The 14,972-nt window shown below is 76.5% G+C and carries 1 protein-coding gene; it reads left to right on the top strand.

The genetic code is table 11. The features are described from left to right. Positions 1-16 precede the first annotated feature (16 nt). Positions 17-14,971: a type I polyketide synthase gene (locus tag ACI1MP_RS34230; RefSeq protein ID WP_404870390.1), complete on the top strand. Its 14,955-nt coding sequence runs from the start codon at positions 17-19 to the stop codon at positions 14,969-14,971. Position 14,972 lies beyond the last annotated feature (1 nt).

The following is a 14,972-nucleotide window of genomic DNA, read 5'->3' as shown; positions in this document are numbered from 1 at the left end:
GAGAGAGCTGGCACTGATGTCCGACGACAAGAAGCTGCTCGACTACCTCAGGCGCGCCACCGCGGACCTCGGTGACGCCCGGAGGCAGCTGCGCGAGGCCGAGCAGGCCCGCCACGAACCGATCGCCATCGTCTCGATGGCCTGCCGCTACCCCGGCGGCGCCGAGACGCCCGAACTGCTGTGGGACCTGGTCTCCCGGGGCACCGACGCGGTCTCCTCCTGGCCGGTCAACCGCGGCTGGGACCTGGAGGGCCTCTACGACCCGGACCCCGAGCGGCCCGGCACGTCCTACACCCGACAAGGCGGCTTCCTGCACGACGCGGCCGACTTCGACGCCGAGTTCTTCGGCATCTCGCCGCGCGAGGCGCTGGCCACGGACCCCCAGCAGCGGCTGGCCCTGGAGACCGCCTGGGAGGCGGTCGAGCGGGCCGCGATCGACCCCCGCACGCTGCGGCGCACCGCCACGGGCGTCTTCCTCGGGGCGATCGGCAACGGCTACGGCGAAGGATCGCGCCACCTCCCCGAGGTCCAGGGCCTGCTGGACACCGGGACCGCGACCAGTGTGGTCTCCGGCCGGATCGCCTACACCCTGGGCCTGGAAGGGCCCGCGGTGACCGTGGACACGGCCTGCTCGTCCTCGCTGGTCGCCCTGCACCTGGCGATCCGGGCGCTGCGGGCGGGCGACTGCACGCTGGCCCTGGCGGGCGGGGTGTCGGTGATGGCGACCCCCGACCCGTTCGTGGCGTTCAGCCGCCAGCGCGCGCTGTCGGCCGACGGCCGCTGCAAGGCGTTCGGGGCCGACGCGGACGGCACCGGCTGGTCCGAGGGCGCCGGTGTCCTGCTGCTGGAGCGGCTGTCGGACGCCCGCCGCAACGGGCACCCGGTGCTGGCCGTCGTCCGCGGTTCGGCGACGAACCAGGACGGCGCGAGCAACGGCCTGACGGCGCCCAGCGGCCCGGCGCAGCAGCGGGTGATCCGGGCGGCGCTGGCGGACGCGGGGCTGACGGCGTCCGAGGTGGACGTGGTGGAGGCGCACGGCACCGGCACCACTCTCGGCGACCCGATCGAGGCGCAGGCCCTGCTGGCCACGTACGGCCAGGGGCGGCCCGCCGAACGGCCGCTGTGGCTGGGCTCGCTGAAGTCGAACATCGGCCACACCTCGGCGGCGGCCGGCGTGGGCGGCGTCATCAAGATGGTGCTGGCGATCGGGCACGGCGAACTGCCCAGGACCCTGCACGCGGACCGGCCGACCCCCATGGTGGACTGGTCGTCGGGCGCGGTGGAAGTCCTCTCCGAGGCCCGCGCCTGGGACGACACGGGACGCCCGCGCCGGGCCGGCGTGTCCGCCTTCGGCGTCAGCGGCACCAACGCCCACCTGATCCTGGAACAGGCCCCGGCGGAGGAAGCCGAACCGGCGGCCGGTGGCGACGCGTACCCGCTGCCCTGGGTGCTGTCGGGGCGCACCGACGAGGCGCTGCGCGACCAGGCGGCCCGATTGCTGGCCCACCTGGGCGCCGATCCCGCACCGCTGCGGGCCGCCGACACCGGCCGCGCCCTCGCCCTCACCCGCACCGCCTTCGAACGGCGGGCGGTGGTGGTGGGCACCGACCCGGACCGGCTGCTCGACGGTGTGCAGGCGCTGGCGGAGGGGCGCACGGTGCCGGGCCTGGTGCTGGGGGACGGTGTGTCCTCCGGTCGGGTGGCGCTGGTGTTCCCGGGTCAGGGCTCGCAGTGGGTTGGGATGGCGGTGGAGCTGCTGGCGGGGTCGGAGGTGTTCGCGGCGCGGATGGCGGAGTGCGAGCGGGCTCTGGCGCCGTACACCGACTGGTCGTTGATGGAGGCGCTGGGCTCTGAGGTTCTGCTGGCGCGGGTCGATGTGGTGCAGCCGGTGCTGTGGGCCGTGATGGTGTCGCTGGCGGAGGTCTGGCGCTCGTTCGGCGTCGTTCCGGACGCGGTGGTGGGTCACTCGCAGGGTGAGATCGCCGCTGCCTGCGTGGCTGGCGGTCTGAGTCTGGAGGACGGGGCGCGGGTGGTCGCGTTGCGTTCCCTGGCGATCCGCGCTCTGGCGGGACGTGGCGGTATGGCTTCGCTGCCGTTGCCGGTGGAGGTGGTGCGCGAGCGCATCGCGGGCCGACTGTCGGTGGCGGCGGTGAACGGTCCGTCGTCGACGGTGGTGTCGGGTGATGCGGACGTGGTGGCGGAGTTCGTCGACGCGTTGGTCGAGGAGGGGGTGCGGGCGCGTCTGATCGAGGTGGACTACGCGTCGCACTCCGCGCACGTGGAGGAGGTTCGTGAGCGCCTGCTGGCCGATCTGGAGGGGATCGCTCCTGCCTCGGGCGAGGTGCCGTTCTTCTCGACGGTGACGGGCAGTTGGCTGGACACGAAGTCCCTCGACACCGAGTACTGGTACCGCAATCTCCGGGAGACGGTCGAGTTCGGGAAGGCCACCGAGACGCTGCTGGGGGAGGGCTTCCGGTTCTTCGTCGAGTCCAGCCCGCACCCCGTGCTCACCTTCGGCGTCCAGCAGACCGCCGACGCGGCCGACACGGCCGGCTCCGCGCAGGGCCCCGCCGTGGTCGTGGGCACGCTGCGGCGCGGCGAGAGCGGCCTCGACCGCTTCCTGACGTCCCTGGCAGAGGTCTACGTGGGCGGCCTGCTGCCCGACTGGGACCGGGTGTTCGCCGGACGCCGTCCGGGCGGCGTCTCCCTGCCCACCTACGCCTTCCAGCGTCGCCCGTACTGGCTGGAGGACACCGCCCCCGCGGCCGGCAGTCGGTCCGGGACGTCCGCGGCGGGCGACGACTTCTGGGAGGCCCTGGGCGGGGGCGACCTGGACCGGTTCACCACTGCCCTCGGGGTGGCCCCCGAGGACCCGCTGAACGTGGTGCTCCCCGCGCTCGCCACCTGGCGCACCGAGCGCACCGAGCGTTCGGTGGTCGACTCCTGGCGCTACCGCGTGACCTGGCGGGCCCTGCCCGAGGGCTCGGCGGCCGCACTGGACGGCAGCTGGCTCGTGCTGTCGTCGGACGGCCAGTCCGAGGACGGGGAGCGCCGGTCGGAGGCGACCGTCCGCGCCATGGAGCAGGCCGGGGCCTCGGTGGTCCACGTACGGATCACCGAGGCGGCGGCCGACCGCGCCGTGCTGGCAGACCGGGTGCGCGCGTCCCTCGACGCGCTGCCCGGCCCGGTGGCGGGAGTGCTGTCGCTGCTGGGCCTCGACGAGCGCCCGCACTCGGCGCACCCCGCCGTCCCGCTGGGCACGGCGCTCAACCTGGCCCTGGTACAGGCACTCGGCGACGCCGGGATCGGCGCGCCCCTCTGGTGGGCCACCCGGGGCGCGGTGTCGGTCGGGGGCACGGACACCGGGAGCAGGGTCAGCGCCGCGCAGAACCTGCTCTGGGGCCTGGGCCGAGTCGCCGCGCTGGAGTTCCCGCAGCGCTGGGGCGGTCTGGTCGACCTCCCGGAGGTCCTGGACGCGGACACCGCCGCTCGGCTGTGCCGGGTGCTGGCCGGCCGGGCCGGGGACGAGGACCAGGTGGCCGTCCGGGCCACCGGCTGCCACGGCCGGCGGCTGGTCCGGTCCGCCCTGGGCGACACCGCGCCGCTGCGGAGCTGGCGGCCCGGGGGCACCGTGCTGATCACCGGCGGTACCGGCGGGATCGGCGCGCAGATCGCGCGCTGGCTGGCCCGGCGGGGAGCCGGGCACCTGGTGCTGGTCAGCCGGCGCGGTGCGGACGCGCCGGGTGCGCCGGAGCTCGCCGAGGAACTGGCCGCGCTCGGTGCCCGGGTCACCCTGGCCTCGTGCGACGTCGCCGACCTGGAGGCCCTGCGCGCGCTGAAGGACGGCCTCGAACAGGACGGCCACCGGATCAGCACCGTCTTCCACGCCGCGGGCGCCGGGCTGCTGGTGCCGCTGCCCGACACCGACGCGGACGAGTTCGCCGACACCCTGCACGCCAAGGTCGGCGGGGCCCGGAACCTGGACCTGCTCTTCGACCGGGACACGCTCGACGCGCTCGTGCTGTTCTCCTCCATCTCCGGGGTGTGGGGCAGCGCCGTCCACGGCGCCTACGCCGCCGCCAACGCCTACCTCGACGGCCTCGCCGAGGACCGCAGGAGCCGCGGCCTCGCCGCGACCTCCGTGGTGTGGGGCATCTGGAGCCCCGAGGACGGGGCCGGCGGGATGGCGGCCGAACTGGCGGAGGAGACCCTGCGCGGCCACGGCGTGCTCTTCATGCCGCCCGCGGTCGCGATCACCGGGCTCCAGCAGGTCCTGGACCACGACGAGACGGTGGTCGTGGTCGCCGACATCGACTGGGACCGCTTCGCGACGGTCTTCACCTCGGCGCGCCCCAGCCCGCTGATCGGGGAACTCCCCGAGGTGCGCGCCGCGCTGGCCGCCGGACCGGAGACCGGCGAGGCCGGCGCCGGGGGGACCCCCTCGGCGCTGCGCGAGCGGCTGGAGCCGCTCCCGGCGGCCGAGCGGACCCGGGTCCTGGTCGAGCTGGTCCGGACCCACGCGGCCGCCGTCCTCGGCCACGACTCGCCGGACGCGATCGCCCCCGGCCGGGCCTTCCGCGAGCTGGGCTTCGACTCCCTGACCGCCGTGGACATGCGCAACCGGCTGAACGCCGCCACCGGCCTGCGGCTCCCGGTCACCGTTGTCTTCGACTACTCGTCGGCGGCCGCGCTCGCCGGACGCCTGGAAACCGGGCTGCTGGGCGCCGCCGGGGAGCCCGCCGCCGTCCGGCAGCCCCCGACGGCGGCGCCCGCCGCGGACGACGACCCCGTCGTGATCGTCGCCATGAGCTGCCGCTACCCCGGCGGTGTCCGCACCCCCGAGGACCTGTGGCGCCTGGTCGCGGACGGGCACGACGCCGTCTCCGGGCTGCCGTCCGACCGGGGCTGGGACCTCGACGCGCTGTACGACGCGGACCCCGACCGGCCCGGCCGGAGCTACGCCGCCGCAGGCGGATTCGTCCGGGACGCGGACCGCTTCGACCCCGGGTTCTTCGGGATCTCCCCGCGCGAGGCCCTGGCCATGGACCCGCAGCAGCGGCTGCTGCTCGAAACCTCCTGGGAGGCGATCGAGCGCGCCGGCATCGACCCGTCCACCCTGCGCGGCACCCCGACCGGCGTCTTCGCCGGCGCCTCCTACCAGGGCTACGGCGGCAGTCTGCGCGACATCCCCGAGGAACTGGAGGGCCTGTTCATCGCGGGCATCTCCACCAGCGTCCTGTCCGGGCGGGTCGCCTACCAGCTCGGCCTCCAGGGGCCCGCCGTGACCGTGGACACGGCCTGCTCCTCGTCCCTGGTGGCGGTCCACCTCGCTGCTCAGTCGCTGCGCTCGGGCGAGTGCACGCTGGCCCTGGCGGGCGGTGCCACGGTGATGGGCACCCCGCTGTCGTTCACCGGCTTCAGCCGGCAGCGCGGGCTCGCCGAGGACGGACGCTGCAAGTCCTTCGCCGCCTCGGCGGACGGCTTCGGCATGGCCGAGGGCGTGGGCCTGCTGCTCCTGGAACGCCTCTCCGACGCCCGCCGCAACGGCCACCCGGTGCTCGCGGTGCTGCGCGGCTCGGCGATCAACCAGGACGGCGCGAGCAACGGGCTGACCGCGCCCAGCGGCCTGGCCCAGCAGCGGGTGATCCGCGACGCGCTGGCCAACGCCGAGCTGTCGGCCGCCGACGTGGACGCCGTCGAGGCGCACGGCACCGGCACCCGGCTGGGCGACCCGATCGAGGCGGACGCGCTGCTGGCCACCTACGGCCAGGACCGGCCCGCCGACCGGCCGGTGCGGCTCGGGTCGCTGAAGTCGAACATCGGGCACACCCAGGCCGCCGCCGGCGTCGGCGGCATCATCAAGATGGTGCTGGCCATGGAGCACGGCGAACTGCCGCGCACCCTGCACATCGACGCGCCGACCCCGAACGTCGACTGGACGGCGGGCGCCGTCGCCCTGCTGACCGAGGCCACCCCCTGGCCGGAGACCGGCCGGCCGCGCCGCGCCGGAGTGTCCTCGTTCGGCCTGAGCGGCACCAACGCGCACGTCGTCATCGAACAGCCGCCCGCCGAGCCCGCGTCCGCCGAGCCCGTGCCCTCGTCGTCCGCTGTCCCGTGGGTGCTGTCCGGGCGGACCGCCGAGGCGGTGAAGGACCAGGCGGAGCGGCTGCACGCGTACCTGACGGAGCGGCCGGAGCTGGCGTCCGCCGACATCGGCTACTCCCTGGCCACCACCAGGACCGCCTTCGAGCACCGCGCGGCCGTCGTCGGCGGCGACCGGGAGACCCTGCTGGGCGGCCTGGCCGCGCTGGCCGCGGGAGAGCGGGCACCCGGTCTGGTCCGGGGCACCGTCGCCCGGTCGGCCAGGACCGTCTTCGTCTTCCCCGGCCAGGGCTCCCAGTGGGCCGGCATGGCCCGGGAACTGCTCGACCACGCCCCGGCCTTCGCCGACCGGATCGCGGCCTGCGAGCGCGCCCTCGCCCCGTACCTGGACTGGTCGCTGCTCGCGGTCCTGCGCGACGAGCCCGACGCGCCCCCGCTGGAGCGGGTGGACGTGGTGCAGCCGGTGCTGTGGGCGGTGATGGTGTCGCTGGCCGAGCTGTGGCGGGCGCACGGGATCGTCCCCGACGCCGTGGTCGGCCACTCCCAGGGCGAGATCGCCGCCGCCTGCGTGGCCGGCGCGCTCTCGCTGGACGACGCGGCCCGGATCGTCGCGCTGCGCAGCCGGGCCCTGCTGGCCCTGACCGGACACGGCGGCATGCTGTTCGTGCCGCAGCCGGTCGAGGCCGTGCGCGAGGCACTGTCCGCCCACGCCGGGGCGCTCGACGTCGCTGCGGTCAACGGGCCGACGTCGGTGACGGTCTCCGGCGACCCGGTGGCACTGGAGCGGCTGCGCGAGCAGTACGCCGAGGCGGGCGTCCTGGCCTGGCCCGTCCCCGGCGTGGACTTCGCCGGACACTCGCCCCAGGTGGAGCAGCTCCGCGAGGAACTGCTCGGCCTCCTCGGCGGCATCGCGCCGCGGACCTCCGCCGTCCCGTTCTACTCGACGGTCAGCGGCGGCCCCGTGGACACCCTGGGCCTGGACGCCGCGTACTGGTACGAGAACCTGCGCCGGCCGGTGGAGTTCGGCCGGGCGCTCGACGCGCTCGTCGCCGACGGGCACCACACCTTCGTCGAGTGCAGCACCCACCCCGCGCTGACCGTCTGGATCCAGGAGGCCGTCGAAGCGGCCGGGGTCGGCGACGGGGCCGTCGTCGGCACCCTGCGCCGCACCGAGGGCGGCCCCGGCCGCTTCCTCGCCGCGCTCACCGAGGTCCAGGTCCGCGGCCTGCCGGTGGACTGGGACGCGGTGTTCGCCGGAACCGGCGCGCGCAAGCGGCCCCTGCCCACCTACGCCTTCCAGCAACAGCGCTACTGGCTGGACGACACCCCCGCCCGGTCCGTCGACACCGCGGCCGGCACTGCCGCCGCGACCGGCACCGGCCCGGCCGACTCCGGCTTCTGGGCGGCGGTCGACCACGGGGACCTGGACGCCCTCGCCACCACGCTGCGGGTCGAGGACGGGGAACTGCGGGCCTCCCTCGCCTCCCTGGTGCCCACCCTCGCCGAGTGGGCGCGCGGCCGGGCCGACGACCGGACCGCCGACAGCTGGCGCTACCGGGTCGCCTGGAAGCCCCTGCCGGCCCCCGAGCGGCCCCGGCTCACCGGCAGCTGGCTCCTCGTCGCCCCGACCGGCGCCGCCGACGACCCGGCCGTCGCGTTCGCCGCGGACGCCCTGCGCGGACACGGCGCCACCCCCGTCCTGGTCGAGGCCGGCCCCGATGCGACCGACCGGACCCGGTTCGCCGCGCTGCTCCGCGACGCCCACGACCGCGTCGACGGGCCGCCCGCCGGAATCCTGTCGCTGCTCGCCCTGGTGGAGGAACCGCACGGCGACGGATCGGCGCTGCCCCTCGGCCTCACCCTGACCGTCGCGCTCCTCCAGGCCCTGGGCGACCTCGGCACCGACACCCCGCTCTGGAGCGCCACCCGGGGCGCGGTGTCGGTCGGCCGCTCCGACCGGATCGACAGCACCCTCCAGGCCCTGGCCTGGGGCCTCGGCGGGGTCGCCGGCGTCGAGTACCCGCAGCGCTGGGCCGGCCTGGTCGACCTGCCGCGCCGGCTCGACGACCGGGCCGCGACCCGGCTCGCCGAAGCCCTGGCCAACCCCGACGGCGAGGACCAGCTGGCGGTGCGCGCCACCGGTCTCTACGGTCGCAGGGTCGTCCACGCCGGACTCGGCGACACCGCCCCCGCCCGCGACTGGACACCCGAGGGCACGGTCCTGATCACCGGTGGCACCGGCGGCCTCGGCGCCCAGATCGCCCGCCGGCTCGCCCGGACCGGCACCGCGCACCTGCTGCTCACCAGCCGGCGCGGCGCACAGGCTCCGGGAGCCGAAGCCCTGCTGGCCGAACTGCGCGGACTCGGCGCCGAGGCCACCGCAGTGGCGTGCGACGTCGCGGACCGCGACGCACTGGCGGAACTGCTCGCCGGCATTCCGGCCGAGCGCCCGCTGCGCGCCGTCCTGCACACGGCGGGCGTCCTCGACGACGGGGTGATCGACTCGATCACCCCCGAACGCGCGGCCGGCGTCCTGCGCCCCAAGCTCGACGGCGCGCGCAACCTCGACGCGCTCACCCGCGGACTCGACCTGACCGCCTTCGTGCTGTTCTCCTCGCTCGCCGGCACCCTCGGCGGCACCGGCCAGGGCAGCTACGCCGCCGCCAACGCCTACCTCGACGCCCTGGCCCGGCAGCGCCGCGACCTCGGACTGCCCGGCACCTCGGTGGCCTGGGGCCTGTGGGGCGGCGAGAGCCTCGCCTCCGGAGCGGTCGCCGAACGGCTGATCCGCGACGGCCTGCCCGCCATGGACCCCGCCGCGGCCACCACCGCGCTGCGCCGGGCCCTCGACCACGACGACACGGCCGTCATCGTCGCCGACTTCGCGTGGGACCGCTTCACCCGGGCGTACACCGCGCTCCGGCCCAGCGCCGCGCTCGGGGACCTGCCCGAGGTGCGCGACGCGCTCGCCGCCGCGGCCGGGTCCCGGGGCACGGCCGACGGCGCCGAGCCGCCGGCCCTGCTGCTGGCCGCACTGCCCCCGGTGGAACGCGACCGGGCGCTGCTGGACCTGGTCCGCCGCGAGGTCGCCGCCGTGCTCGGCCACCCCGGGCCCGAGGCGGTGGGACCCGACCAGGCGTTCAAGGACATCGGCTTCGACTCGCTGACCGCCGTCGAACTGCGCAACCGGCTCGCCGCGGCCACCGGCCTGCGCCTGTCGGTGACCCTGGCCTTCGACTACCCCACGGCCACCACCCTGGCCGGACACCTGCGCGCCGAACTGCCGGGGGCGCCCGCCACCGAGGCGTCCGACGCCCCCGGGCAGCCGCCCGCGGCCGTCGCGGTGCCCGAGGACGAGGCGATCGCCGTGGTCGCCATGAGCTGCCGCTACCCCGGCGGCGTCAGCACCCCCGAGGAGCTGTGGGAGCTCGTCGCGAACGGACGGGACGCGATCACCGGCTTCCCCACCGGACGCGGCTGGGACCTGGACGGCCTCTACGACCCGGACCCGGACCGGGCCGGCAGCACCTACGCGCGGGAAGGCGGCTTCCTGCACGACGCCGACCGCTTCGACCCGGCCTTCTTCGGAATCTCCCCGCGCGAGGCGCTGACCATCGACCCCCAGCAGCGGCTGCTGCTCGAACTGTCCTGGGAGGCGTTCGAGCGGGCCGGCATCGACCCGCTCTCCCTCAAGGGCAGCGCGAGCGGCGTCTTCGTCGGCTGCAGCCACCACGACTACGGGTCGCGCGTCACCGAGCCCTCCGAGGAGTTCGAGGGCTACCTCGGCATCGGCAGCGCGGGCAGCGTGGCGTCCGGGCGGATCTCCTACAGCCTCGGCCTCGAAGGGCCCGCGGTGACCATCGACACGGCGTGCTCCTCGTCGCTGGTCGCGGTCCACCTCGCGGCCCGGTCGCTGCGGGCCGGCGAATGCTCGCTGGCGCTGGCCGGCGGCGTGACCGTGATGTCGACCCCGGGCGCGTTCGTGGAGTTCAGCCGGCAGCGGGTGCTCGCCGAGGACGGCCGCTGCAAGCCGTTCGCGGCCGCCGCCGACGGCACCTCCTGGGCCGAGGGCGCCGGACTGCTCGTCCTGGAGCGCCTCTCGGACGCCCGGCGCAACGGCCACCCGGTGCTCGCCCTGGTCTGCGGCTCCGCCGTCAACCAGGACGGCGCCAGCAACGGCCTGACCGCCCCCAACGGGCCCTCCCAGCAGCGGGTCATCCGGGCGGCCCTCGCCGACGCCGGACTGACCGCCGCCGAGGTCGACGCGGTGGAGGCGCACGGCACCGGCACCAAGCTGGGCGACCCGATCGAGGCCCAGGCCCTGCTGGCCACCTACGGCCGGGAGCGCGGCGAGCGGGAGCCGCTGCTGCTGGGGTCGCTGAAGTCGAACATCGGACACAGCCAGGCCGCCGCCGGAGTCGCCGGCATCATCAAGATGGTGCAGGCCATGCAGCACGGGACACTGCCGCGCACCCTGCACATCGACACGCCGACCCCGCACGTCGACTGGTCGGCCGGCGCGGTCCGGCTGCTCACCGACGACACCCCGTGGCCGGAGACCGGCCGCCCCCGGCGGGCCGCGGTGTCCTCGTTCGGGGTCAGCGGCACCAACGCCCACACCATCCTCGAACAGCCCACCGAACCGGCCCCGGCGTCCACCGCTGACGTGGCTGCCGCCCCCGCCCTGCCCTGGCTGCTCTCCGGCCGCAGCGCGGACGCGCTGCGCGAGCAGGCGGCCCGGCTGCTCCGGCACGTCGAGCAGGACCCGGCACTCGCCGTCGCGGACCTGGGCCGCTCCCTGGCGCTGCACCGCAGCGCCTTCGAACACCGGGCCGCCCTCACCGGAACGGACCGGCAGACCCTGCTCCAGGGGCTCGCCGCCCTCGCCGCCGGCGAGCCGTCGGCGGACCTGGTGCGCGGGGTCACCGGCCCGGCCGCGAAGACCGCCTTCCTGTTCCCCGGCCAGGGCAGCCAGCGCACCGGCATGGGCACCGACCTGTACGCGCGGTTCCCGGTCTTCGCCGACGCCTTCGACGCGGTCTGCGCGGAACTCGACCCGCTGCTCGACCGCCCGCTGCGGGAGGTGATCGACGCGGCCCCCGGCGACCCGGGCCACGGCCTGCTGGACCGCACCGAGTACGCCCAGCCCGCCCTGTTCGCCCTCGGCGTCGCCCTGTTCCGCCTCGTCGAGCACTGGGGCGTGCGCCCCGACCGGCTGCTCGGCCACTCCGTGGGAGAGCTGGCCGCCGCTCACGTCGCCGGGGTGTTCACCCTGCCCGACGCCGCGGCGCTGGTGGTCGCGCGGGGACGGCTGATGCAGGCCCTCCCGGCGGGCGGCGCGATGGTCGCCATCGCCGCCGCGGAGGAGGAGGTGCTGCCGCTGCTCGCGGGCCGCGAGGGCGACGTCGGCCTCGCCGCCGTCAACGGCCCGGCCTCGACCGTGGTCTCCGGCGACGCGGCGGCGGTGGACGAGATCGCCGCCCAGCTCGCCGCGCGCGGCCGTAAGACCCGACGGCTGCGGGTCTCCCACGCCTTCCACTCGCCCCTCATGGAGCCGATGCTCGCCGAGTTCCGCGAGGTCGTGGCCCGGATCGTCCCGGGGGAGGCCGCCGTCCCGGTGATCTCCGACCTGACGGGCGAGCCGGCCACCGCCGAGCAGCTCGGCTCGCCGGACTACTGGGTGGAGCACGTGCGCGGCACCGTCCGCTTCCAGGACGGCGTGCGCCACCTGGAGCGCGACGGCGTCACCGCGTTCCTCGAACTCGGCCCCGACGGCGCGCTCACCGCCCTGGGCCAGGACTGCCTGACCGGCGCCGCCGGCAGCCCGGTGCTGGTGCCCCTGCTGCGCAAGGACCGGCCCGAAGCACCCGCGGCGACGGCCGCCCTGGCCCGGCTGCACGTCACGGGCGTCCCCGTGGACTGGGACGCCGTCCACGCCGTCCGGGCCGGCGGCCCGTCCCGCTCCGCCGTCGACCTGCCGACCTACGCCTTCCAGCGCGGCAGCTACTGGCTCCAGGCCGGCCCGGCCGCGGCCGGACTGCCCGCGGCCGGACTGCAGGCGGTCGACCACCCGCTGCTCGGCGCCGGAACGGAACTCGCGGACTCCGACGGCTTCCTGTTCACCGGCAGGTTCTCGGTCCGCAGCCACCCCTGGCTGGCCGACCACGGCGTCTACGAGGGCGTGCTGTTCCCCGCCACCGCGTTCCTGGAACTCGCGGTCCGCGCGGGCGACCAGGTCGGCTGCGACCAGGTCGAGGAACTGACCCTGGAGGCGCCGCTGGTGCTCCCGGCGGGCGGAGCCGTCGCACTCCAGCTCACCGTCGGCAGCCCGGACGCCGCGGGCACCCGCCCGCTGAGCGTCCACGCCCGGGCCGTCGACGACGGCCCCGACGCCCCCTGGACCCGGCACGCGAGCGGCCTGCTCGGCTCCGCCGGAGCCACGGACCCGGCCGACCCGGAGGACCCCGAGGCCTGGCCGCCGGCCGGAGCCGTCCCGCTCGACACGGAGGGCCTGTACGACCGCTTCGCGGGCGGCGGGTTCGCCTACGGCCCCGCGTTCCAGGGCCTGCGCGCGGCCTGGCGGCTCGGCGACGAGGTGTACGCCCTCGCGAGCCTGCCGGAGGAGCAGCGGCCGGACGCCGCCGCGTTCGGCCTGCACCCGGCCCTGCTGGACGCCGCCCTGCACTCACTGGTGTTCGACGTCCTGGAAGGTCCCGCGCAGGGCTGGCTGCCGTTCTCCTGGAACGGGGTGCGCCTGCACGCCTCCGGGGCCGCCGAACTCCGGCTGCGGCTGACCCCCACGGGCCGCGACGCCGTCGCCGTAACGGCGACGGACGCCACCGGGCGGCCGGTGGTCTCGGCCCGCTCGCTCGTCCTGCGGCCCGTCTCGGCCGACCGCTTCAAGGCCACCCGCGCCGGACACCACGAGGAACTGTTCCGCCCCGAGTGGCAGGCCCTGCCCGGGCGCGCCGCGACGGGCACGGTCTTCGGCCCGGAGTCCTGGACCGTGCTCGGCGCCGCGCCGCTCCCCGGCCGTGCGGTCGCCGACCTCGCCGCGCTGTCCGCCCTGCTCGACGCGGGTACCCCGGCGCCCCGGCTGGTGCTGGCCGCCTGCCCGCCCGCCCCGGCCCCGTACGCGTCGCCCGGTGCCCTCCGCGACGCGGTCCACGACGGCCTCGGCACGCTCCTCGCCCTGCTGCGCGACTGGCTGGCCGAGGAGCGCCTGGCCGGCGCCAAGCTGGTCCTGGTCAGCTCGGGCGCGGTCCCGGTGACCGGCGACGACATCCCGGACCCGGCCCTGGCCGCGCTCTGGGGCCTGGTCCGCTCGGCGCAGACCGAGAACCCCGACCGCTTCGTCCTGCTGGACCTGGACGCCCACGACACCCCGCCCGCCCTGCTCGCCGAAGCCCTCGCGTCCGGGGAACCCCAGCTCGCGATCCGGGCCGGAGCCGTCCACGTCGCCCGGCTGGCCCGGGTGCCGCTGGCCGCCACCGGGCGCACCCCCGGCTGGGGTGGCGACGGAACCGTCCTGATCACCGGCGGCACCGGTGCCATCGGCGCCCACGTCGCCCGCCACCTGGCCGCCGAACACGGCGTCCGGCACCTGCTGCTGACCAGCCGCAGCGGCCCCGACGCGGAGGGCGCGGCGGAACTCCTCGCCGAACTCGCCGCCCTGGGCGCGCACGCCGAGATCGCCGCCTGCGACGCCGCCGACCGCGACGCCCTCGCGGCCCTGCTGGCCGCCGTGCCCCCCGCGCACCCGCTGACCGGGGTGGTGCACGCCGCGGGCGTCCTGGCCGACGGCGTCGTCGCCACCATGACGCCCGGGCAGCTGGACCACGTCCTGCGCCCCAAGGTGGACGCGGCGGTCAACCTGCACGAACTCACCGCCGACCTGGACCTGTCCGAGTTCGTCCTGTTCTCGTCCATCGCCGGAGTCTTCGGCGGCATGGGCCAGGGCAACTACGCCGCCGCCAACGCCTTCCTGGACGCGCTGGCCCACCGGCGCCGCGCCGACGGGCTGCCCGGCCGCTCGCTGGCCTGGGGCCTGTGGGCCAACAGCACCGGGATGACCGGCGGGCTCACCGAGGCCGACCTGCGGCGGATCGCCCGGGGCGGGATCGTCGCCTTCAGCCCGGCCCAGGGACTGGCGCTGTTCGACACGGCCGGCACCCTCGACGAGCCGGTCGTCCTCCCGCTGCGGCTCGACACCGCGGCCGTCCGCGCCCAGGCCGCCACCGGCGGCGTCCCCGCCCTGCTGCGCGGTCTGGTGCGCCCCGCCGCCCGGCGCGGCGCCGCGGTCCCGGCGGCCGGCACCGGCTCCGACGGGCCCGAGGCCCTCAAGCAGCGCCTCGGCTCCCTCAACGAGACCCAGCGCGGCCGGGTCCTGCTCGACCTGGTCCGCTCGCACGCCGCCCTGGTGCTCGGCCACAGCGGCCCGGCCGCGGTCGAGCCCGGACGCGGCCTGCTGGAGGTCGGCTTCGACTCGCTGACCGCGGTGGAACTGCGCAACCGGCTGCGCGCCGCCACCGGCCACCCGCTGCCGGCCACCCTGCTCTTCGACCACCCCACCCCGGCCGCGATCGCCGAACACCTCGCCGCCGAACTGCTCCCCGACGCCGGCCCCGGCCCGCTCCCCGGCCTCGCCGAACTGGACCGGCTGGCGGGCGCCCTCGACGGCATCCCCGACGACCCGGCGGACCGCGAACGGCTGGCCGACCGGCTCCGGGAGCTGCTGCGCAGCCTCGACCCGGCGGCCACCGCGGCCGACGGCGACGGCACGGCGACCGCCTCCATCGAGGACCGCATGGACGGCGCCAGCGACGACGAACTCTTCGACCTCATCGACAACGAACTCGGCCTGTCATGAC

Source organism: Kitasatospora griseola (genome assembly GCF_044999035.1).
Taxonomy (GTDB): Bacteria; Actinomycetota; Actinomycetes; order Streptomycetales; family Streptomycetaceae; genus Kitasatospora; species Kitasatospora griseola.
This window is presented reverse-complemented; position numbering and strand designations above follow the sequence as displayed.